This is a genomic window from Streptomyces sp. NPDC054883 (assembly GCF_053610645.1).
The window spans coordinates 41386-63780 of sequence record NZ_JBSGYT010000035.1; the positions used below are offsets into that span (position 1 = coordinate 41386).

The window sequence follows — 22395 nt, forward strand, 5'->3', positions numbered from 1 at the left end:
GGGTGCCGCCGGAGGATCCGGGCCGCCGGGAGCACCCCACGGGGACCCGGCGGCCCGTGGGACGGGCCCCGCACCACCGCCTCGGGGGGCACACGAGCCCGGCTGGAACCGGGGGCAGGTCCGGTCCAAGGTGGCGCGGCCACTGCCCGGAGCCCTGCTCCGCACCGCCCGCGGTGGCCAGCTCACCACCCCCTCCGGACGCCGTCCGGGCGCCCCCGTGTCCGGTTGACGCACGTTCAGCACGGAAGTTACGTTCCCCGGCACCTGAGGTTCCGTCCTATTTGACCGTTGGGGGCAGCAATGACGGGGGAGTCTGCGACCCTCCTGAGCCACACAGAAGAGGACGTCCTGCGCGTCCTGGAACTCCTCGCGAGCGAGGCACCCGCCCGCTCCTACGACGAACTCGTCGCCCGTGCCCGCAGATCGGGCGACGCCCCCCGGGCCGAACGGCTGGAACGCGCCAGGAGCCTGGCCCTGGAGGTCAGCGGGCTCTTCGAACGCCGCAGCCGCCGCGAGGCCGAACTGGCCTCCCTCGTGGACGCCGCCCGCGACCTCACCCGGCCCGACAGCCCGGACGCGACCCTGCGCCTGATCACCCGCCGGGCCCGGCTCATGCTGAACACCGACCTCGCCTGCACCGTCCTGCTGGACGAGGACAGCGGAGACGGCGTCGTCAGCACCGCCGACGGCGCGGTCAGCGCCCTCACCGTCGGCTACCGCGTCCCCGCCGACGCCGGGCCGGCCGCCGCCCCCGGCGAACAGCCCGCCCCGTTCTGGACCGCCGACCACCTCGGCGACGGCCCGCCCACCCCCGCCGGCGCGCTCGAGGAGGTGCTGCACGCCGAGTCCCTGCACGCCGTGCTCGGGGTGCCGCTGCGCGCCGACGACCGCCACCTGGGCCACCTGTACGTCGCCGCCCGCGGCATCCGCCACTTCACCCCCGACGAGGTCGCGCTCATGTGCTCCCTCGCCGACCTCGCCGCCGTCGCCATCGGCACCGCCCGGCACCTGGCGGACGTCCACACCGCCAACACCGAACTGGCGGAGTCCGCAGCCCGCGTCCGCGCCTCGCTCGGCGCCGCCCTGCACGCCAACAGGGTCCAGGACGAGCTGGTCCGGCTCGTCCTCGACGGCGCCGGACTCGACGAGCTGCTCGCCCGCGCCGCCACCGAACTCGGCGGCGGCCTCGCCGTGCAGGGCCAGGGCGGCGAGCGCCTCGCCGAACACGGCCGCACCCCCCGCCCCGACCCCGCGGAACTGGCCCGCGTACGGCTGGACGCCGCCGCCACCGGCATCGCCTGCCCCCTGGCCGACGGCACCTGGGTACTGCCGCTGTCCGTCCGCTCCGAAGACGTCGGCTGCCTGCTCTTCCATCCCGAGGACGCCACCGCCGTACCGGGCGAACAGATCCTGCTGTCCTACGCCCGCACGGTCTCCCTGCTCCTGGTCACGCAGCGCTCCACCGCCCTGGAGGGCCAGGTCCGCGACGACCTGCTGGCCGACCTGACCACCTGGGACGGTCCCGCCGACCGGGTCGTGGAACGGGCCGGCCGGTTCGCCGCCGAACTGCACCGCCCGCACGTGGTGGTCGTCGCCCACGCCCGGACCGGCGCCGCCGAACTCGTCGAGAGCTGGGCCACCGGCTACGCCCGCCGCCACCGCGGCATGAAGACCGTGCAGGGCGACCGGCTGGTCCTGCTGCTGCCCGGCGAGGACGCCGCCGCCCGCGCCCGCGAAGTGCGCACCGAACTCGCCCGCGCCACCGGCGCCCAGGTCACCGCCGGTTCCTGCGGGCCCACCCGGGGCGCCGACGGCGTCCACCCCGCCTACCGGGAAGCGGTGCGCTGCCTGGAGGCCCTCACCGCCCTCGGCGGCTCCGGCCGCTCCGCCGACGCCGCCGAACTCGGCTTCCTCGGCATGCTGCTCGCCGAGGAAAACGATGTCACCGGATTCGTCGAGCGGACCCTGGGACCCCTGCTCGACCACGACGCCGAACGGTTCGGCAACCTCGTGGAGACCCTCCAGGGCTGGTTCATGGCCGCCGGCAGCCCCACCCGCGCCGCCGAGCTGCTCTACGTCCACCCCAACACGGTCTCGCGCCGCCTGGAGCGCATCACCCAGCTGCTCGGCCGGGACTGGCAACACCCCGACCGGGCACTGGAACTCCAGCTCGCCCTGCGACTGCGACGGGCCCGAACCTCCCTCGGCCCCGAGCCCGCCGGCCCCCCGTCACCATAGGGACCGCCTCCGGCGCGGCGGCGCCGCGGTGGGCCCCCGAGGCCAGCATCCGCTCGGCGTGCGCCAGCGACACCAGCGTGGCGTGCCGGTGCCAGCCGTGGTACGAACGCCCCTCGAAGTCCAGCGCCCCCACCGCCAGCGCGGTGCGGCGGAAGTCGGCGTCCGCGCGCCCGACCAGCCTGCCCAGTCCCAGCAGCGTCCCGCGGCCGGCCCCCGCCATGTTCGTCAGCCACAGCTCCGACACCTCCCGGCTGTCCGGCGACCACACCCCGACCAGCGTCAGCGGCGCCGGGGCCACCGGCCCGCCCGGCAGCCGCACCGGCAGCAGCGCCACCATCGAGGTCTGCGGCAGCGCCGGCCCGGCCGGCTCGAACCACTCCACCGGCCGCCGCTGGGAGCGGGCCAGCTCCGCGAGCAGGGCCGCCGAACCGGCCGCGACCCGGCTCCGCCCCGCCGACAGGTTCGGGGCGAGCAGCCCCGTACCGCCGCCGATCCGCAGCAGGAACGACAGCCCGGCCCCCGAGAGGGCCTCCAGCAGCGCCGGCACCGCTTCCTCCCGGGCGTCGGCCACCACGGGCGCCGCCGACACGCCCCACCCGGCCGTCTCCAGTGCCATGTCCACGGCCGGCGTCCGCGCCACACCCTCGTCCACCGAGTCGGGTATCGCCGCGCGCCGGCGCATCTCCGCGTCGTCGAGCCAGTCGCCGCTCAGCGACAGCCGCCAGTTCACCGGCACCGCCGCCGCGCCCGAAGCCAGCCACAGCCCGTACCCGTGCTGGCTGTTGACGACCTGGCCCAGCTGTGGAACGAACCTGCGGCCCACACCCACCGAATGCCGTCCCGTCTTCGGGATCACCAGCGGCCGCACCACCCACGCCCGGGGCGCCAGCAGCCGGTCCAGCCCGCAGGCGAGGCGTGCGCGCAGCGGCGACCAGTCCCAGGTCGAACAGCTGATGAAGTGGTGCAGACTCTGCTCCGCGGCCCGCTCGTCCGTGCTGGCGGCCAGGTTGCGCATCGTCTTGCGGCCGGGCGCGGTCAGCAGCCCGTCGACGTACAGCTCGCCCTTGTGCCGCTGGTCCCGGCGGCGCAGCGAACCCAGTACGGACGCACGGAGCGCCCGGGCCTCGGCGGCTGGATCACGCGGCAGGGCTTCGGCTTCCTCCGCCGGGCGGATGGCCCTCATGACGCTCCTCGGGGTCGGCGCCCCGAAACGCGCTGGCCGGGGGCGGTTCACTGGATCCCCTCCACCGTCCCGGCACCGGCAGCCACCGGCCAGGTCGGCCGGAAACACACTTCCCGCCCGCTCGCCGCTCCCGCACCGGACCGCCCCGCCGCCGTCCCGGGAGCGCCCGCGGGTGGTGACCGCGCCACCACCCGCCGCCCCCGGCGGGCCGCTGCGGACCCGTTCCCGGCGCTCCGCGGGCCGCCCGGCACGCCGCCGCGACCGGTGGATCCCGCTCCCCGCAGGGCATCCGGCCCCCGCGCGGGCCCGCCGCGAAGAGTGTGACGGGCGGACCTCGTCCCCGGGCCGGATCTCGGGAAGCGTGGAGAGGCGCGCAGGTGGCGCCCGTTTTGTCGCACGAACCCCAGGAGAGACGCATGCTGTCCCGCAGGCCAGGGAGGCGAATACCCCGCCTCCGCACCAGATTCCGGACCGGCGGGCGCCCCGTCCGCACCTCGCGCCTGCTCGCCGTCGGCGTCGTACTGCTGTGCACCGGCGGCCTGCTCACCGCGGGCACCGCCGAGGCCGCGACGCCCGCGCCCGAAGGCACCGCCCGGGTCCGGTCCCTGGTCGCGCGGATGACCCTGGACGAGAAACTGTCCTTCGTCCACTGGACGGCAGGCCCCGAAGGCGGCCCCCTCGCCAAGGGCGTCGGCTACCTCCCCGGCGTGCCGCGCCTGGGCGTCCCCCCGCTCCAGGTCTCCGACGGCCCGACCGGCGTGCGCATCAACGGCGCCCGCTCCACCGCGCTGCCCACCCCCACGGCGCTCGCCGCCACCTTCGACGACTCCCTCGCCACCGCCTACGGCAAGGTCCTGGGCCACGAGGGCCGCGCGCTCGGCCAGGACGTCGTACTCGGCCCGATGGTCAACACCATCCGGGTGCCGTACGGCGGCCGCAACTTCGAGACCTTCAGCGAGGATCCGCTCGTCACCGCCCGCACCGCCGCGGCCGAGATCAAGGGCACCCAGAGCCAGGGCCTGATGTCCACGGTCAAGCACTTCGCGGGAAACAACCAGGAGAGCGACCGCTTCACCGTCGACGCCTCCATCGACGAACAGACCCTCCAGGAGATCGAGCTCCCCGGCTTCCAGAGCGCCGTCGACGCCGGCGCCGCCGCCGTCATGTGCTCCTACAACGGCGTCAACGGCGCCCACTCCTGCAGCAACGACCAGCTGCTCCAGAAGGTCCTGCGCGAACAGTGGGGCTTCCGGGGCTGGGTGATGTCCGACTGGCTGGCCACCCACGCCACCACCGACCTCACCAAGGGCCTCGACCAGGAACTCGGCCTGGAGATGGGCAAGCCCACCGACCCCGTACCCGACTCCAAGTACTTCGGCGCCTCCCTGCGCACCGCACTGCGCAACGGCACCGTCCCCGAGGCCGCCCTCGACCGCTCCGTCACCCGCGTCGTCACCCAGATGGAACGGTTCGGCCTCCTCGACGCCCCCGCTCCCCAGCGGCCCGTGCGCGACGCGCAGGCCGGCCGGGACACCGCCCGCCGGATCGCCGAGAACGGCGCCGTCCTGCTGCGCAACACCGCCGTCGGCGGCCGCCCCGCCCTGCCGCTCACCGGGGCCGCCGGCACCGACCTCGCCGTCATCGGGGACAGCGCCCTGCGCCCCAAGGTCTCCGGCCTCGGCAGCGCCCACGTCGTACCCGACGCGGCCCGGGCACCCCTGGAGGCCCTGCGCGAACGCGCCGGCTCCGGAGCCTCCGTACGGTACGAACCGGGCGTCGACCGGCTGGGCAGCCCGCTGCCCGCCGAGCAGCTCAGCCCCGCCTTCACCAACGGCAAGCAGCTCGACGCCGGCGGCGACCGCGCCTTCTACGACGGCACCCTGACCGTTCCCGCCGACGGCGACTACCGCCTCGGCCTGCGCGTCGACGGCGGCCTGGCCGTCCTGCAGATCGAGGGCCAGGACCCCGTCTACGCCGCCGACTCGTTCAGCGAGACCACCAGCGTCGTGCTGCGGCTCACCCGGGGCGCCCACAAGCTCTCCATGAGCGGCTGGGCCTGGCCCGACCGCCCGCTGTCCGTGGACCTCACCTGGGTCACCCCCGAGCAGGCCGCCCGCGACATCCAGCGCGCCGTCGCCGCCGCGTCCGCCGCGAAGACCGCCGTCGTCTTCGCCCAGGACGAGGGATCCGAGGGGTACGACCGGCCCTCCCTGTCCCTGCCGGACGGGCAGGACGCGCTGATCGCCGCCGTGGCCGAGGCCAACCCGAACACCGTCGTCGTCCTCAACACCGGCTCCTCGGTGCTGATGCCGTGGCTCCCGCGCACCGCCGCCGTCCTCGACATGTGGTACCCCGGCCAGGAAGGCGCCCAGGCCACCGCCGCCCTGCTGTACGGGGACGCCAACCCCAGCGGCAAGCTCACCCAGACCTTCCCCGCCGCCGAGGACGCCCACCCGATGGCCGGCCACCCCGAGCGGTTCCCCGGAGTCGACGGCAAGCAGCAGTACGGCGAAGGCATCCACGTGGGCTACCGCTGGTACGACCAGCAGGGCGTCACCCCGCTGTTCCCGTTCGGCCACGGCCTGTCCTACACCGCCTTCGACTACCGCGACCTCGCCGTGGAACGCACCGCCACCGGCGCCGCGGTCCACGTGACGGTGCGCAACACCGGTCCGGTCGCGGGCAAGGAAGCCGTCCAGGTCTACCTCGGCCCCAGCGGCCCCGTCAGCGCCCCGCAGGCGGTCAAGAAGCTGGCCGGCTACACGAAGGTGGCCCTGGAACCCGGCGAGGAGAAGCGCGTCACCGTCCCCGTCGACGCACGGCAGCTCCAGTACTGGAACACCCAGCGGCACGCCTGGCAGAACGCGCCCGGCCCCCGCACGGTCTCCGTCGGCTCCTCCTCGGCGGACATCCGCCTCACGGGCCGCCTCACCCAGTGACCCGTACCCACCCACCCCTTCTGAGAGGAAGCGCATGACCGCAACAGAGCAGCCCAGGACCACCGGCAACCCGGTCGGGACCGCCGCCGCGATCAACGCCGGGGAGGACACCGGGCTGCGCCACGTCGCCGCCCTGTCCACCGAACTGCGGGACGTCGTCGAGGTCGAGCAGCGCCAGGTCCGGCTGGAGCGCGTGGTGCTGGTCGGCGTGTGGACCTCTGGCACGGTCGCGGAGGCCGAGAGCTCGCTCGCCGAGCTCGCCGCCCTCGCCGAGACCGCGGGCGCCCTGGTGCTCGACGGAGTGATCCAGCGCCGCGACAAGCCCGACCCGGCCACCTACATCGGCTCGGGCAAGGCGAGGGAGCTGCGCGACATCGTCGCCGCGAGCGGTGCCGACACGGTCGTGTGCGACGGCGAGCTGAGCCCGGCCCAGCTCGTGCGGCTGGAGGAGTTCGTCAAGGTCAAGGTGGTCGACCGGACCGCCCTGATCCTCGACATCTTCGCCCAGCGCGCCACCTCCCGCGAGGGCAAGGCCCAGGTCGCGCTCGCGCAGATGCAGTACATGCTGCCGCGGCTGCGCGGCTGGGGCGCCTCGTTGTCCCGGCAGATGGGCGGCGGCGGCGCCGGCGGGGGCGGCATGGCCACCCGCGGCCCCGGCGAGACCAAGATCGAGACGGACCGGCGCCGGCTGCGCGACAAGATGGCCAGGATGCGGCGCGAGATCGACGAGATGAAGACCGCCCGCGACCTCAAGCGCCAGGAGCGCAGGCGCAACAAGGTCCCGTCGGTGGCCATCGCCGGATACACCAACGCCGGCAAGTCCTCGCTGCTCAACCGCCTCACCGGCGCCGAAGTCCACGTGCAGAACGCCCTGTTCGCCACGCTCGACCCCACGGTGCGCCGCTCCGAGACCCCGGCCGGGCGCACCTACACCCTCGCCGACACCGTGGGGTTCGTGCGGCACCTTCCGCACCAGCTCGTCGACGCGTTCCGCTCCACCCTGGAAGAGGTCGCCGAGGCGGACCTCATCCTGCACGTGGTCGACGGCTCCCACCCGGACCCCGAGTCCCAGATCGAGGCCGTGCGCGCGGTCGTCGGCGAAGTCGGCGGCGCGGGCGTGCCCGAGGTCATCGTGGTCAACAAGGCCGACACCGCGAGCCCCGAAGCCCTGGAGCGGCTGCTGGCGGCCGAACCGGGCGCGGTGGCCGTCTCCGCCCGCACCGGGCAGGGCATCCCCGAGCTGCTGGCCCGCATCGAGGCGGAACTCCCGCACCCCGAGACGCAGGTGGAGGTGGTCATCCCGTACACCGAGGGCCACCTGGTCGCCCGGATCCACGCGGACGGCGAGATCCTCGCCGAGAGCCACGGCGAGACCGGCACCCACCTGCGCGCCAACGTGGATGCGGCCCTGGCCGCGGAGCTCGCGGACTACGTGGCCTGAGCGCCCCCATGACTCCCCGTATTCGCCGGGAAAAACGGCCCGGAGGCCGGTTTTCCCGAAAGGCGGCGGGGCGCCGGCCGAAATGGCCGGAGCAAGGGCCCGGGCCGGTGGCGGGATTCGTTCCCCAGCCGGAAAAGAGGTTCACCACAACCTCGCTCGGGTGTCAGACTAAAGCAGCTCTGGAAAGTGCTCAGGAGGTAACGCATGACTGATACGCCGGAAAACAACGCCGCCGAGACCGATGGCAAGCGCAAGTTCCGTGAGGCTCTGGAGCGCAAGGCACGCACCGCCAGGTCGCAGCAGGCCAATCACGAGGGCCGGCTGAAGCTCAAGGGGTACAACGGACCCAACGGGCAGAACCGCAGCTTCCGCCGCAAGGCGGGCTGAGGGCCGCCCGGCACACCCGAAGGGGCTGCCGCGATCCGATTCCCGTTCGGATCGCGGCAGCCCCTGCTTCGTGTGCGCCATAAGCCCGCTCGCGCATCACCGGAGCATCGCCGGAGTACCGCTTGAGCGGATCGCCGGGGCGCCCGGCCGGTGGGCGTCATCCGGACTTTCCCGCCTTTCGCCGGTCCCCGGTAAAGCGCCGCGAACAAAACCGTTCCCTCGGTTTCCTCTGGCCAGGACCCCCTTCGGGCAGGCCGGCGGGTACGCGTCGCCCCCGGCCCGCGTCACAGAACGTAAGTGGCCTCGTTACGGCCGAGCAGATAGCCGAGCTGTAATCGGTTGAGCGCGCCCAGTTCCTGCTTGATGGCCGCGATGTGCGCCTGGAGAGAGCGCTCACTGATACCGATCCGGCGCGCGATCGCCTTGTCCGAGTAGCCCTCCACGAGCAGTCTGCTGATGGACTCCCGGATGGCGGGGACCACCTCGTCGGCCGCCTTGGCCGCGTGCAGCGGAACGAAGGGAAAGGGCTTGGCCCGGTCCCAGGCCTTGTCGAACGTGTCGCGCAGGAAGCGGATGATGGTGGGTTCGGTAATGGATATGGCCGTCGTGCGTTCCTCGTTCGCCGAAATGAAGGCGACATCGTCGACGATGATGAGCCGGTCGAAGAATTCCTCCAGGGTCCGCACCTGGGCCCCGTATTCGGTGACCGTGCGCACGTAGTCCTTCGTCGCCTCGTCAAAACGTGTGGTGTGCTGATAGAGCGTGCGCATCGAAATGCCCGCCGCGATGTGCCGGCGCACGGATTCCAGCGCTTCCTTCAGTACCGCGCTCGGCCGGGCCCCGTCCGGCTGGGCGGTCAGGATTTCCCTGCGCACCGCGCCCAGCGCCTCGTTGATCGCGGTGGAGATGCTGCTCAGGCCATGCAGGTAGCGCACTCCCGGGCCGACCACCTGCTCGTCCGGGCCGGCCCCGAGCTCCGGGAGGGCGGCCGTGCGCGTGGCCTGCTGGGCGGCTTCCTGGGCCAGCAGGCCGAGGTGCGCTGCGAGTTCCCGCAAGAATGCCTGCGGTTCCCCCTCCACGGGCGCACGCGGCTCCTCAGGTGCCCCGCTTTGTGCGGATTTTACGTATTTGACTACGTCCACACGCCACCCCTGTCTGTCCGGTATGTCGGTGTTTCAGGCTGTTGAGACCCCGTGGGTTCCCGCAATGCGGAAACCGGAGCCATCGTAGGTCTACCTCGGGATCTCCCGGCAGAGGAGATTTGGTCTCGCCGCAGGAACGAACACCGAGAAGGCGCCGGGCGGATCACCGCAGCGGCACACCGGATTCGGACTTCCGTTTCTCGAATGGCCAAAGATGAAAACGACTGAGGGGACTGGGGAAAATGACGGAGAACCAGACGGTTACTCGTGAGGCCGGCCGCGTTACCGGAATCCGCGGACGAGTGGTTCTGGCCGCCGCCGGACTCGCCCTGGCCCTCGGAACGGCGGCCACCGGCATCGCCCAGGGCGCCCTGTCCGACGGATCCGCCACCCACCTGCGCCTCGGCGACGTCGGCTGGAACCACACGAACCCCCACGTCCTCGCAGATGGCGCCGGTGACGTCGGCTGGAACAACCCGCAACCCGGCACCACCCCCGCCCCCCAGCCCGCCAACCCGAGCGACGTTGGCTGGAACTGACCCCTCGCCACCAACCCGTCCTGCACTTCTTCCCCTCCCGCCACCGTCCGACCGGCAAAGGAATGGCTGATCTTCGTGGCTGCGTCCCCCTGGTTCCTGACCTCCGAGACCGCCCCCGCCGATCCCCGCGCCGACGACCGCACCCGCGTCTACTGTTTCCCGCACGCCGGCGGCAACCCCCGCACCTTCCTGGACTGGCAGGACGGCCTGGGCGACGACGCCCGGATCCTCGCCGTGTGCCCGCCCGGCAGGGGCCACCGCTTCCGCGAACCCGCCCCCGCCACCGTCGCGGAACTCGCCGACGGCGCGGCCCTGGCCATCGCCCTCGACGCGGCCCCCGACCGGCCCTTCGTCCTCTTCGGCCACAGCCTGGGCGCGGCCCTCGCCTTCGAGGTCGCCCGGCGCCTCGACGGCGTCCCCGGCCTCGCGGCCCTCGTCGCCTCAGGCTGCTCCGCACCCTCCCTGCTGCCCACCCCCCGCGTGGTCGAGGCGGCCCGGCTGGAGGGCCGGCGGTTCACCGAGGCCGTCGGCTTCTTCGGCGGACTGCCGCCCGAGGTCCTGCACGACGAGGCCGTGCAGGAACTGCTCCTGCCGCACCTCAAGGCGGACTTCGCGATGGTCGCCGGGTACGAGTACCGCCCCGCCCGGCCGCTGGGCGTGCCGATCACGCTGCTCAACGGCATCGACGACCCGCACGTCACCACCGCCTCACTCGCCCCCTGGGCCCGCGAATGCCCGGGAGAGCCGGCCCGCCACTGGGCCGACGGAGGCCACTTCTACTTCGAGGGCCGGCCCCACACCGTCACCGACGTACTGCGCCCGCTGGCCCGCGCCGCCCGCCGGGAGGCCGCAACGCCCGCCCGCGATGAGTACGTTGAGCTGATCTGACCGCAGGCCGACGCACCAGCGAGGACACCGTGAACCACAGCACCGACGCCCAGCAGCCCGACGCCCGGCAGCCGCGGTCCCAGACCCCGGCGTCCCGGACCCCGGAATCCCAGTACGGCCGCGGCGTCGCCTTCCGCGACCTGCACACCGGACCCGCCCCCTTCGTCGTCCCCAACCCCTGGGACGCCGGAACCGCCCGCATCCTCGCCTCCTTCGGCTTCGCCGCCCTCGCCACCACCGGCGCCGGCCTCGCCCACAGCCTCGGCCGCCCCGACGGGGCCAACCAGGTCGGCCGCGCCGAACTCCTCGCCAACGCCGCCGCGATCGTCGACGCCACCGGCCTGCCCGTCACCGCCGACCTGGAGAGCGGCTTCGGCGAGCGCCCCGAGGACATCGCCGAGACCATCAGGCTGGCAGCCGCCGCCGGACTGGTCGGCGGCTCCATCGAGGACTCCACCGGCCGCGACGAGGACCCCGTACGCCCCCTCGGCGAAGCGGTGGAGCGCGTCGAAGCGGCCGTCGAGGCGGCAAAGGGGCTCGACTTCCCCTTCACCGTCACCGCCCGCGCCGAGAACTTCTTCCAGGGCCGGCCCGACCTCGACGACACCATCCGCCGCCTCCAGGCCTACGAGGCCGCCGGCGCCGACGTGCTCTACGCACCCGCCCTGCCCGACGCCGAGGCGATCCGCGCCGTCTGCTCCGCCGTCTCCCGCCCCGTCAACGTCCTGATGGGCGGAGCGCTGAAGCTGTCCGTCGCCGACCTCGGAGCCCTCGGCGTACGCCGGATCAGCACCGGCTCCGCACTGTCCCGCGCCGCGCTCGGCGCCCTCACCCGGGCCGCCCGCGAGATCGTCGAGTACGGCACCTTCGGCTTCGGCGCCGACGCCCTCCCCTACGCCGAGGCCAACGCCCTGCTGGCCGCCCCCGCCCCGACCGCCCCGACCGACGACCGAGAGAGCGATCCGGCACCGTGAGCCTTCCTTCCGCAGCCTTACCCGCGGTCCACCTGTCCGCGCCGCGCTACGTGCTCGGCGAACAGGTGGCCGACCACACGAGCATCGCCAACCTCACCGAACGCGCCCGCCGGTTCAAGATGGCGCCACGCGCCGAACTGTGGGGCTGGGGCAGCATCCGCAGGACCGCCAAGAGCCTGGAGGCCCTCGCCGTCGAGAGCGCCCGCGCGACCGTGGCGGCCGCGGGCGCCGACCCGGCCGGCATCGACGGCCTGATCCTGTGCTCCACCCGCTTCCCCGGCGGCCCGCGCACCCACGGCGGTTTCGTAGAGAAGGTGATGAGCGGCATCGGCCTGGTCGACGCCGCCGTCACCGGCCTCACGCTGAACCGCTGCACCAACCTCCTGACGGGCATCCGCACCGCGCACGCCCTCGTCGCCGCCGGAACGCACCGACGGGTCCTGGTCGTCACCACCGACCGGGTCACCGACGAATCCGTCCGCATGGAGAACTTCGCCCTGTTCAGCGACGGGTCCGCCGCCTGCCTGGTCTCCGCCGAACCCCTCGGCCCGGACGCCTACGAGTTCATCGCCGGCGCCGCCGCCCAGGACCCCGCCTCACTCGACTGGTCCAACGAGATCAGCTCCGAGCTCGCCCGCACCGTCAACCGGCGCATCCTCGACGCCGCCGGGATGAAGATCGACGAGATCGACGGCCTGCTCCACCCCAACCTCTTCAAGCCCCTCATCGCCCTCAAGGAACGCCAGGCCGGCTTCAGCCGGCAGCAGCTCCACCTCGACAACATCACCCGCTTCGGCCACTGCTTCGCCGCCGACCCGCTGATCAACCTCGTGGACCGGGCCACCGCCGGACAGCTGCGCCCTGGCGGCAACTACCTGCTGGCCTCCAGCGTCCCCGGCTCCCGCGTCGGCGTCCTGCTGCGCAAGACCGCACCCGTCACCCCGGACCGGGGGGAGAGCTGAGATGACCACCGCGCCCTCGTTCGACAGCGCCCGCGCCCGCCCCGCGCCCGCCTTCCCGCTGCCCGACCTGACCACCTCGCTGCCCGCGGGGCCCGTCGAGGCGAGCCCGGCCGCCCTCGCCGAGGCCGAGCGGATCACCGCCGCCGCACCCGCCGAGCTCTTCCGCCGGCTGCTCGCCGACCAGGAGAGTGAGAGCGCTCTCCTCGCCGCCCGCCGGGTCCTCACCGCCTTCCTGACCCCGGCCCCGGACGGCGAAGACGACTCGGCCGATGCCGATGCCGATGCCGATGCCGATGCCGATGCCGATGCCGACGCCGTCGCCGCCCACGTCCTGGCCGCCCGCGCCGAACTCGCCGCCGCCCTCACCCCGCTGCGCGACCACGCCGACCCCGAGATCCGCGCCGCCGTGCTGCGCCAGCGCGCCCCCCTCGCGCTGACCGGCGGCTGCTGGCTGGACACCGTCTCGCAGGCCGCCACCCAGCCCGCCGAGATCGTCGGCCGCCTCTTCGGCCAGCACTGGCTGCTCCAGGGCCAGGGCACCGCCGAGGCCGGCCAGCCCGCCCGCCGCCGCCGGGCCCTGGCCGCGCAGGACGTGTACCTGCCCGAGGTGGAGGCCGCCGGCTTCCTGACCGACGCCGGCGCCCGCCCGCTCACCGCCCTGCACGCCGCCTTCCGCGTGGCCCTCTCCCGGCTGCCCGCGTCCTTCCTGCCCGAGGTGGTCGGCGTCCACTACGCCGCCCACGCCCTGGGCATCGACGAACTCCTGCTCGGCGGCGAGCCGATGCTCGCGGAGAGCGACGTACGGCCCCTGCTGGCCGAGTACCTCGCCTTCACCGCGCAGTCCCCGACCGGGCCCGAGGACCGCCGCCGCGCCCTGGCGGCCGTACGCCTCCTCGTCCGCCTGGAGCGCGAACACACCGCCGCCCTGACCGGGCTGGCCCGCTGGCAGGAGGGGCTCTCGCTGGACGACAAGGTCGCCGCGATCGTCGCCCGGCACGCCCCGCACGCCGGCCGCCAGCACCGCGCCGTCCGCCTCGGCACCCGCAAGCTCACCGACTGGCTGGACGACGAACACCTCGACGCGGCCGCCTTCACCGCGGAGTTCCGCACCGCCCGCCAGGTCAGGCCCGCCCGCGACGGCGGCCCCTGCCGCTTCCTGAGGTCCATCAAGTTCGGCGGCCCCATGTTCGGCATCTTCGACGAACGCGAGGCGGCCGTCTTCACCGCCTGGACCCGCTCCATCGCCGCCGGGGAGCCCGCCGGACCCTTCTCCGGCCCCGCCACGGCCGGGGACGACGCCGCCCGCCACTGGAGCGCCCGCCTCGCCGCCGCGCGCCCCGCGGCACTGGTGGCAAGCGAAGGCGGCCCGGCCCCGGACGAGCGGGCCTTCTTCCACCGGCTCGTCAACTTCGAGCGCTACCCGAACGTCCTGCCGCTCGCCCGGGCCCGCGCCGAGGCCGGCCTCGCCGACGCCGAGCTGCTCTTCACGCACGGCGCCGGGGGCCTGCTGACCAACGCCGAGTACTTCGACTACACGCCCGAGGCCCTGCTGGAACGCGTCGAGCGGATCTACTGGGACAAGCTCGTGGACCCCTACGAGCCGCTCACCGAGATCCCCGACCGCGACGAGGTCGTCTTCGAGCAGTCGACGTACGCGCTCGGCAGCCTCATCGACGGCACCTGGGCCCACCGGGTCGCCAACCTCGGCCGCCGCGGCCGGCGCAGCGACGACCTGCTCTTCTCCATCTACGCCGACGAGATGGGCCGCGGCGACATGGCGAAGAACCACATCACGATCATCCACAAGGTCCTCGCCAGCATGGACATGGACCTGCCCCACATCCGGCAGGACGCCTTCCTCGACCAGGGCGACCTGCCCGACCACCTGTACGGCTTCTCCGTCCACCAGGTCTGCCTGTCGCTCTTCCCGGACACCCTCTACGACGAGATCCTCGGCTACAACCTGGGCATCGAGATGTTCGGCCTCGGCGCCATGCGCCTGCACGAGATCCAGAAACTGCGCCGCCACGGCCTCGACGTCTCCTACGAGGAAGCGCACCTGTCGATCGACAACTTCTCGGCGGGCCACGCCCGCCAGTCGGCCGAGATCGTCGTCGCCCACCTCGACGACGTCCGCCGGGCCTCCGGCGGCGAAGCCGTCCAGCGCGCCTGGCGCCGGGTCTGGCGCGGCTACGCCTCCTTCGCCTACTTCGTCGAACACGCCCTGGTCAAGCGGGTGCGCTCGGCGCAGGCCGGTCCCGTCACCGCGCAGGCCACCGCCGCCGACCTGGTCATCTGAGGAGCCCCGCCGTGGAACTGACGACGAGTTTCGACCCCGAGGTCCTCGACCTCCCCTTCTACGACGACGGCCACCGCCGCCTCGCCGAGACCGCCGGGACCTGGTGCGACAGCAACCGCGTCCTGTGGGAGGAGGTGCGGGGCACCGACCCCGCCGCCGCCGGCCGCCGGCTGGTGCGCACCCTCGGCGACGCGGGCTGGCTGGCCGCGCTCGACCCCGTCGCCGGCCCCGCGGAGGACCTGCGCGCCGTGTGCCTGCGCCGCGAGGCCCTCGCCTACGCCGAGGACCTGGCCGACTTCGCGTACTCCATCCAGGCGCTGGCCGCGACGCCGCTGCTGCGGTTCGGCAGCGAGGCACAACAGCGCCGCCACCTGCCGGGGATGGCCGCCGGCACGACGATCGGCGCGTTCGCCGTTTCCGAGCGGGAGGCCGGCTCCGACGTGGCCTCCGTGGGCCTCGAGGCCGTCCGGGACGCGGCGGACGGTTCGTACGTCCTGAACGGGCGCAAGGCCTGGATCGCCAACGGCACCATCGCCGACCTGTTCGTCGTCATCGCCCGCACCGGCCAGGGCCCCGGAGCGCTCGGGCTCACCGCGTTCCTCGTCCCGGCCGGCACCCCGGGCCTGCGGGCCGAGACGATCGACGCGATCGCCCCGCGCTCCTTCGCCCACCTGGCCTTCGAGGACTGCCGGCTGCCCGCCGACGCCGTACTCGGGCGGCCCGGCCGGGGGTTCGTGGTCGCCGTGGACCTGCTGGAGCGCTTCCGCACCACCGTCGGCGCGGCCGCCCTCGGCTTCGCCCGCCGCGCCTTCGACACCGCCCTCGCGCACACCCGGGAGCGGGCGGCCTACGGGCAGACCCTGTTCGACCTCCAGCTCGTCAAGGCCGCCCTGGCCGACATGGAGGTGCAACTGAACGCCTCCGCCCTGCTGGTGGCGCGCGCCGCCTGGGAGACCGACCGGGGCAGCCGCCGGTTCGCCCGGCACTCCAACATCGCCAAGGTGCACGCCACCGAGGCCGCCCAGGGCGTGGTGGACTCCGCCGTGCAGCTGCTCGGCGCGGCGGGCATCGTCCACGGCGGCGTCACCGAGCGGCTGTACCGGCAGATCCGGTCGCTGCGCATCTACGAGGGCACCTCGGAGGTGCTGCGGTTGGCCATCGCGGGCTCGCTCGACATGCGCCGCGCACACCGAGCGGCAGCCTGACCCGTACGTGTTCACCCCGGCAAGGAGCAGGACGTGACCAGCACCACCACCACACCGATCGAGGCGGTCCGCCTCCCGGACCCCTACCCCTTCTACGCGAGCCTGGTGGCCGAGCGCCCCTTCGGCTACGACGAGGCGCTCGGGGCCTGGGTGGCCGCCGACGCGGCCGCCGTGCGGGCGGTGCTGGGCAGCGACGCGCTACGGGTGCGGCCGCCGGCCGAGCCGGTCCCGGCCGGGATCGACGGGACCCCGGCGGGCGAGGTCTTCGGTGACCTGGTGCGCATGACCGACGGTACGACGCAGGGCCGGCTCAAGGCCGTGGTGGTTGACGCCCTGGCCCGCGCCGACACCGGCCACGCGGCCCGCTTGGCCCGGGAGTTCACCCGGGGGGTCCTCGCGGCGGGCGGCGACGTCCCCTACGAGGAACTGATGTTCGCCGTCCCCGCCCGGGTCGTCGCCGCGCTCAGCGGCCTGACGGACGGGGCCGGCCGGGAGGCCGCCCGCGCCATCGGCGACTTCGTCCAGTGCATCCCCGCCACCGCGACCCCCGCCCAGCAGGAGGCCGCGGCCACGGCGGCGGCCCGGCTGCGCGAACTGCTGGCGCCCCGACTCACGGCGCGGGGCGGCGGGCTCCTCGCCGAGCTGGTCCGCGCCGCCGACCGGGCGTCGTGGCCGCATCACGGGCCGCTGCTCTCCAACGCCGTCGGGTTCCTGTCCCAGACCTACGACGCCACCGCCGGCCTGATCGGCAACACCCTGGTCGCCCTCGCCCGGGGGGCGGCCCCGGCGGACCCGGCCGGTACCGAGGCACTGGTCCGCGAGGTGGTCCGGTACGACGCCCCGATCCAGAACACCCGCCGCTTCGCCGCCGGGCCCTTCGTCCACGCCGACTCCAAGGTGCAGCCCGGTCAGCAGGTGCTGGTCCTGCTCGCTGCCGCCAACCGCGACCCCGCCGTCAACCCGGACCCGCACGCGCTGCACCCCGGCCGGGTGAATCCCGCGGTCTTCACCTTCGGCGCATCGGCCCACCGCTGCCCGGGCGAAGCGCTCGCCGTGGCCCTCGCCACCGCCGTCGTCACCGAACTCCTCGCGGCAGGCTGGCCCCCGTCCACCTTCCCCTCGACCCCGGCCTACCGCCCCCTGGCGAACGCCCGCATCCCGCTGGTCTGAGCACCAGTACCCCCTCACACCGCACCCCCGTCACACCGAGCTGGCCGGGGGCCCGCCACCCCCATGCCTCCTGATAGGACAAATCGTACGATGTCGGACACCATTCACCTCTGGATGCGGCACGAGGCCCGCCCCACCGAACGCCGCGCGCCCCTCACCCCCGCCGACGCCGCCCACCTCGTCGCCCAAGGCCTGCGCATCACCGTCGAAGCCAGCGACCAGCGCGTGTTCCCCCTCGCCGACTACACCGCCGCGGGCTGCGCGAGCGCCCCGACCGCGTCCTGGCACGAACAGGCCCCCGACGACGCCTACGTCCTCGGCCTCAAGGAACTCCCCGACGCCCGCACCCCGCTGCGCCACCGCCACGTTTACTTCGGCCACGCCTACAAGGGCCAGGCCGGCGCGGCCGGCCTGCTCTCCCGCTTCACCGCCGGCGGCGGCGCCCTCCTGGACATGGAGTACCTCACCGACGGCTCCGGCCGCCGCGTCGCCGCCTTCGGCTACTGGGCCGGATACGTCGGCGCCGCGCTCGCCGTCCTGCACCGCCGGGGACGGCTCACCACCCCCCTGCGCCCCACGGACCGCCCCGCCCTGGACGCCCTCCTCGCCGCCCCCGCGCCCGAGGACGCGACCGCCGCCCTGGTCATCGGCGCCCTCGGCCGCAGCGGCCGCGGCGCCTGCGACGCCCTCACCACGGCCGGCCTCGCCCCCACCCGCTGGGATGTGGCCGAGACCCGCGAGCTCGACCGCGCCGACCTCCTCGGCCACGACCTCCTGGTCAACACCGTGCTCACCACCGACCCCGTCCCGCCGTTCGTCACCAAGGCCGACCTCGACGACCCCGCCCGGCGCCTGGCCCTGGTCTCCGACGTGACCTGCGACGTCACCTCCGAGTGCAACGTGCTGCCCGTCTACGACGAGACCACCACCTGGGACGAGCCCGTCCGCGCCCTGCGCGAGGACGCCCCCCGCCTCGACCTCATCGCCATCGACAACCTCCCCTCCCTCCTGCCCGTCGAGGCCAGCACCGCCTTCTCCGCCGAACTCGCCCCGCACCTGGCCCGCCTGGCCGAGTGGGACGGCGTCTGGTCCCGCGCCCTGCACACCTTCGAGACGGCCGTCCAGGCCCAGGAGACCCACCATGCCCACTGACGCGACAGCCGCCTCCGGCACCGTCCACTGGATAGGCACCGGCCTGTCCACCGGCCGCTCCGGCCTCTCCCTCGTCTGCGAAAGCGCCGCCCGCGTCGTCCTGTGGGACCGCACCACCGAGCGCGCCGCCGCCCGGCTGGCCGCGCTCGGCCTCACCGGCCGCGCCGAAGTCCGCGCCCTGACCCCCTCCGCCCCGGCCGCCCTCGCGGCCGAGGCGGGCCCGGGCGACGTCATCGTCTCCATGCTCCCGGCCGCCGAACACGCCCCGCTGCTGCGCCTGGCGATCGACCGCGGCGCCCACTTCGCGTGCACCAGCTACGTCTCGCCGGAGCTCGCCGCGCTTGCCGCCGAGGCCGGGAGCACGGCCCGTACGGTCGTCCTCACCGAGGCCGGACTCGACCCCGGCATCGACCACCTGATGGCCCACCACCTGGTCGCGCGGGCCCGCCGGGCCCTCGGCGAGATACCCGCGACCGCCGCGTTCACCTCCTACTGCGGCGGTGTCCCGGCGGTACCCAACGCCTTCCGCTACCGCTTCAGCTGGGCCCCCTACGGGGTGCTCGCCGCCCTCGGCTCCCCGGCCCGGCACATCGAGGACGGCGCCGAGGTGACCGTCCCGCACCCCTGGGAGGCCACCCGGACCCTGGCCCTGGCCGGGGAGGACTTCGAGGTCTACCCCAACCGCGACAGCGTCCCCTTCGTCGCCCAGTACGGCGTCCCGGGCCACTGGAGGCTCGACACCTTCGTCCGCGGCACCCTGCGCAACGCGGGCTGGCGCACCGCCTGGAAGGAGGTCTTCGAGACCGTCGCCGCCGAAGACCCCGCCGCCGTCCGCGCCCTGGCCGCCGAACTCGCCGCCCGTCACCCCACCACCGCCGACGACCGCGACCGCGTGGTCCTCTCCGTCGCCCTGGACGTGCGCACCGCCGACGGCGCCCACTGGCACGGCTCCCACCTCCTCGACGTCACCGGGGACCCGGCCGAGTCCGCGATGGCCCGCTGCGTCTCCCTGCCCCTGGCCCACGGCGTGACCCGCATCCTGGCCGGCGCCCTGCCCGCCGGCCTGGGCCGGGCCGCCGAGGAGCCCGCCGAGACCGACCGCTGGCTCGCCTTCCTCGGCGCCCGGGGCCTCGGCGGCACGTACACCGAATCCTCCGCCCCGGCCCCCGCGGCGATCCCCTCCACCGCCCCGTCAGGAGCCACGGCATGACCACCGCCACCGCGCCCGAAGCCTTCGTCCTCACCGGCGCCTTCCGGGTCGTCTGCCGCAACCCCCGCTACCTGGAGGAGCTCGCCGCCCGCGGCCTGAAGATCCTGCTCATCACCTCCGAGGCCTACCGGGAGAGCGCCGAGACGGCCCGCAAGGACCCCGACCACCCGGCGTTCCTCATCCACGACATCGCCTACGTCGACGGCTCCCTGGACCAGGAGGGCTCGTTCACCCCGGGGTTCGTCGCCCAGGCGCGCGGCTGGCGCGGCCGCTACACCGTACGCGGCGCCTACGCGGTCGGCGAGACCCTCGTCGAGCAGACCGGGCTGCTGTGCGACGCGCTGGGCCTGCCGGGCCCCGGGCTGCGCGCCACCCGGGTCTGCCGCAGCAAGTACCTCCAGCGCTGGTACCTGGAGGAGTTCAGCCCGGCCTCCCTGGTCGTGCCGCCCGGCGGCCGCGAGGACGCCGACCTGGCCGCCCTCGGCTACCCGGTCGTCGTCAAGCCGGCCACCCGCCACTCCAGTTCGGGGGTGGTGGCGGTCGACGGCGCGGCAGCACTGCGCGAGCTGCTGAGGTCGTACCCGGCCCACGAGACGGTGCTGGTCGAGCAGAAGGTCACCGGCCAGGAGTACTCGGTGGAGTCCCTGGTCCAGCACGGCCGGCCCGTCTTCACCTCGGTGACCCGCAAGGAGACCACCGAGTCCGGCGCGCAGACCTTCGTGGAACTCGCCCACTCCGTCCCCAACGCCCGCACGGAGGCCGACGCGGCCCTGCTGGACGCCAACCGCCGGATGCTCGACGCGCTGGGCTTCCGCGACGGCATCGCGCACGCCGAGTGGCGCACCGGCGAGGACGGGCGCCCCTACCTGATGGAGGTCGCCGCCCGCACCCCCGGCGACGGCCTGATGGCCCTCTACCACCTGGCCACCGGGCAGCCGCTGGAGCCGGAGATCATCCGGATCGCCCTCGGCGAACCCGCCTCCTACCCGGCCCCGACCCGCTTCGCCCGCCAGGTCTACCTGGAGCACGGCACCGGCCCCCTCGCCGACGTCACCCTCGACTGGCCGGGCGTACGGCCCCTGTGGGTCGGCGAGTCCGGCATGTGGCCCGAGCTCGCCCCCGGCGGGGCGGACGACCCGGCCGCGCTGCGCGCCCTGTTCGTCCTCAAGGAGGCCGGGGCGCGGCTCGGCCCGCTCGCCAGCTCCGACGACCGGGCGGTGACCTTCCTGATCGACGCGCCGACCCCGCAGGGGCTGGACGAGCTGGAGCAGCGGGTCCGCGGCGCCGTCACCGTCACCACCGACCCGGAGGCCGGCGATGAGCACTGACACCACGGCCGCCGGGCCGGCCGAGGAGACGCCGACGCAGCCGCCGGCCCCGGCGGGCGCCGCACCGGCCACCGTGTGGGCCACCTTCAAGGAGGCCCCGCCCGCCGTCAAAACCGTACTGGCCGGGGTGCTCGTCAACCGGCTCAGCGGCTTCCTCCAGCTCTTCCTCGTCCTCTTCCTCACCGACGCCGGCCACTCCGCGGGCCGCACCGTCATCGCGCTCGGCGTCTACGGCGCGGGCGCCGTCGCCGGCTCCCTCGTCGGCGGCACGCTCGCCGACCGGCTCGGCATCCGGCACGCCACCGTGCTGTCCATGAGCAGCACGGCGGTGCTGACCGCCGCCCTGCTCTACCTGCCCGACTTCACCCTGCTGCTGGGCGCGATCGCCCTGGTCAGTCTGGGCGCCCAGCTGTTCCGGCCGGCCTCGGCCACCCTGCTGGCCGACCAGACCGGCGGCGACCGGCAGATCATGATCTTCGCGATGTACCGCTTCGGCCTCAACGTCGGCGCGACCGCCGCCCCGCTGGTCGGCTACGCGCTCTACAACGCGGGCGGCCACTCGTACACCCTCCTCTTCTGGGGCGAGGCCGTCATCGCGCTCGGCTACGCCCTCGTCGCCCGGGCCACCCTGCCCGCCAGGGCCGCACGGCACCCCGCGGCCGCCCCCGTCCCGGCCGGCGCCCGCACCGGCTACGCGGCCGTCCTGCGCGACCGCCGCTACCTCCTCTACCTGGCCGCCGCCTTCTGCCACGCCGCCGTCTACACCCAGTACCTCTCCACCCTCCCGCTGTACATGAAGGACGCCGGGATGGCGCTCTTCTGGTACACGTTCGCCGTCGCGCTCAACGGCCTCATCGTCATCGCCTTCGAACTGCTGGTCACCAAGGTCTCCCAGCGCTGGCCGCTCAAGCTCACGATCGGTCTCGGCTTCGCCCTCGTCGGCGCCGGAGTCGCCTGCTACGGACTGCCCGTCGGGCCGGCCGCCGTCGTCATCGGCACGCTCGTCTGGTCGCTGGGCGAGATCCTCGGCGGCCCCGCCGTCTTCGCCTACCCGGCGGGCGCCGGCCCCGAGCCGCTGCGCTCGCGCTACATCGGCAGCTTCCAGTTCGTGTTCGGCCTGGGCTCCGCCCTCGGCCCGATGGCCGGCACCTGGCTCTTCCTCCGGTTCGGGTCCCTCGTATGGCCGCTGGTCGGCGCCTGCTCCCTGCTCGCCACCGGCTGCGCCCTCATCGCCGTACGCGGCCGCCGCGGCCCGGCCGCCTGAATCCCTCCCGCGTGATCCCGACCGCCCGACCGCCCGACCGCCTGACCCCCTTCCCCCCTACCACCCTTGACGAT

Annotated in this window: 15 protein-coding genes and 2 pseudogenes; 15 read left to right on the forward strand and 2 right to left on the reverse strand. The window is 74.3% G+C overall.

The annotated features are described in order from the left end of the window. The first annotated feature begins 300 nt into the window (after window positions 1–300). Window positions 301–2238 carry a helix-turn-helix domain-containing protein gene (locus ACWGH1_RS23930; RefSeq protein WP_453408991.1) on the forward strand — a complete coding sequence of 646 codons (1938 nt, stop codon included), beginning with the start codon at window positions 301–303 and terminating at the stop codon, window positions 2236–2238. A gap of 67 nt (window positions 2239–2305) precedes the next feature. Here ACWGH1_RS23930 and ACWGH1_RS23935 read toward each other — a convergent pair. Then, window positions 2306–3421: pseudogene (locus ACWGH1_RS23935) on the reverse strand (IS701 family transposase); the annotation flags it as partial. A gap of 416 nt (window positions 3422–3837) precedes the next feature. On the opposite strand from ACWGH1_RS23935, the gene ACWGH1_RS23940 reads away from it, so the two are divergent. The 3 genes and pseudogenes from ACWGH1_RS23940 (at window position 3838) to ACWGH1_RS23950 (ending at window position 8188) form a co-directional block, all read left to right on the forward strand. Then, window positions 3838–6360 carry a glycoside hydrolase family 3 protein gene (locus ACWGH1_RS23940; protein ID WP_453352891.1) on the forward strand — a complete coding sequence of 841 codons (2523 nt, stop codon included), beginning with the start codon at window positions 3838–3840 and terminating at the stop codon, window positions 6358–6360. 109 nt (window positions 6361–6469) lie between these two features. Beyond that, window positions 6470–7801: pseudogene (gene hflX / locus ACWGH1_RS23945) on the forward strand (GTPase HflX); the annotation flags it as partial. A gap of 204 nt (window positions 7802–8005) precedes the next feature. Next, window positions 8006–8188, forward strand: a complete 183-nt coding sequence (locus tag ACWGH1_RS23950) for a DUF5302 domain-containing protein (protein WP_453352892.1) — start codon at window positions 8006–8008, stop codon at window positions 8186–8188. Window positions 8189–8472: 284 nt separating this feature from the next. Here the strand turns inward: ACWGH1_RS23950 and ACWGH1_RS23955 are convergent, their stop codons facing one another. Then, the gene (locus ACWGH1_RS23955; protein ID WP_453351730.1) at window positions 8473–9267 is read right to left on the reverse strand and encodes a LuxR C-terminal-related transcriptional regulator; all 795 of its coding nucleotides are present in this window, start codon (window positions 9265–9267) and stop codon (window positions 8473–8475) included. Window positions 9268–9632: 365 nt separating this feature from the next. Between ACWGH1_RS23955 and ACWGH1_RS23960 the strand changes: the two genes are divergently transcribed. The 11 genes from ACWGH1_RS23960 to ACWGH1_RS24010 all read left to right on the forward strand — a co-directional run bounded on the left by ACWGH1_RS23960 (window position 9633) and on the right by ACWGH1_RS24010 (window position 22321). Then, window positions 9633–9869: a hypothetical protein gene (locus tag ACWGH1_RS23960; RefSeq protein ID WP_453351731.1), complete on the forward strand. Its 237-nt coding sequence runs from the start codon at window positions 9633–9635 to the stop codon at window positions 9867–9869. A gap of 75 nt (window positions 9870–9944) precedes the next feature. Continuing rightward, on the forward strand, window positions 9945–10757 hold the full coding sequence (locus ACWGH1_RS23965; RefSeq protein ID WP_453351732.1) for a thioesterase II family protein: 813 nt from the start codon (window positions 9945–9947) through the stop codon (window positions 10755–10757). A 29-nt stretch (window positions 10758–10786) separates the two neighbouring features. Then, the gene (locus ACWGH1_RS23970) at window positions 10787–11731 is read left to right on the forward strand and encodes an isocitrate lyase/PEP mutase family protein (RefSeq protein WP_453351733.1); all 945 of its coding nucleotides are present in this window, start codon (window positions 10787–10789) and stop codon (window positions 11729–11731) included. Continuing rightward, a complete protein-coding gene (locus ACWGH1_RS23975; RefSeq protein WP_453351734.1) occupies window positions 11728–12693 on the forward strand; it encodes a 3-oxoacyl-ACP synthase in 966 nt (321 codons plus the stop codon). Before ACWGH1_RS23970 ends, ACWGH1_RS23975 begins: the two co-directional genes overlap by 4 nt. Window position 12694: 1 nt before the next feature. Next, entirely contained in the window at window positions 12695–14992 is a 2298-nt protein-coding gene (locus tag ACWGH1_RS23980; protein WP_453351735.1) for an iron-containing redox enzyme family protein, read from the forward strand. 17 nt (window positions 14993–15009) lie between these two features. Continuing rightward, the gene (locus ACWGH1_RS23985; RefSeq protein ID WP_453351758.1) at window positions 15010–16197 is read left to right on the forward strand and encodes an acyl-CoA dehydrogenase family protein; all 1188 of its coding nucleotides are present in this window, start codon (window positions 15010–15012) and stop codon (window positions 16195–16197) included. 33 nt (window positions 16198–16230) lie between these two features. Further along, on the forward strand, window positions 16231–17367 hold the full coding sequence (locus ACWGH1_RS23990; protein WP_453351736.1) for a cytochrome P450: 1137 nt from the start codon (window positions 16231–16233) through the stop codon (window positions 17365–17367). Window positions 17368–17457: 90 nt separating this feature from the next. After that, window positions 17458–18519, forward strand: coding sequence for a saccharopine dehydrogenase (locus ACWGH1_RS23995; protein ID WP_453351737.1), 1062 nt, complete (start codon window positions 17458–17460; stop codon window positions 18517–18519). Continuing rightward, the gene (locus ACWGH1_RS24000; protein WP_453351738.1) at window positions 18509–19729 is read left to right on the forward strand and encodes a saccharopine dehydrogenase C-terminal domain-containing protein; all 1221 of its coding nucleotides are present in this window, start codon (window positions 18509–18511) and stop codon (window positions 19727–19729) included. The genes ACWGH1_RS23995 and ACWGH1_RS24000 overlap by 11 nt, the downstream gene beginning before the upstream one ends. After that, window positions 19726–21057: an ATP-grasp domain-containing protein gene (locus tag ACWGH1_RS24005; protein WP_453351739.1), complete on the forward strand. Its 1332-nt coding sequence runs from the start codon at window positions 19726–19728 to the stop codon at window positions 21055–21057. The genes ACWGH1_RS24000 and ACWGH1_RS24005 overlap by 4 nt, the downstream gene beginning before the upstream one ends. After that, on the forward strand, window positions 21047–22321 hold the full coding sequence (locus ACWGH1_RS24010; protein WP_453351740.1) for an MFS transporter: 1275 nt from the start codon (window positions 21047–21049) through the stop codon (window positions 22319–22321). The genes ACWGH1_RS24005 and ACWGH1_RS24010 overlap by 11 nt, the downstream gene beginning before the upstream one ends. Window positions 22322–22395 lie beyond the last annotated feature (74 nt).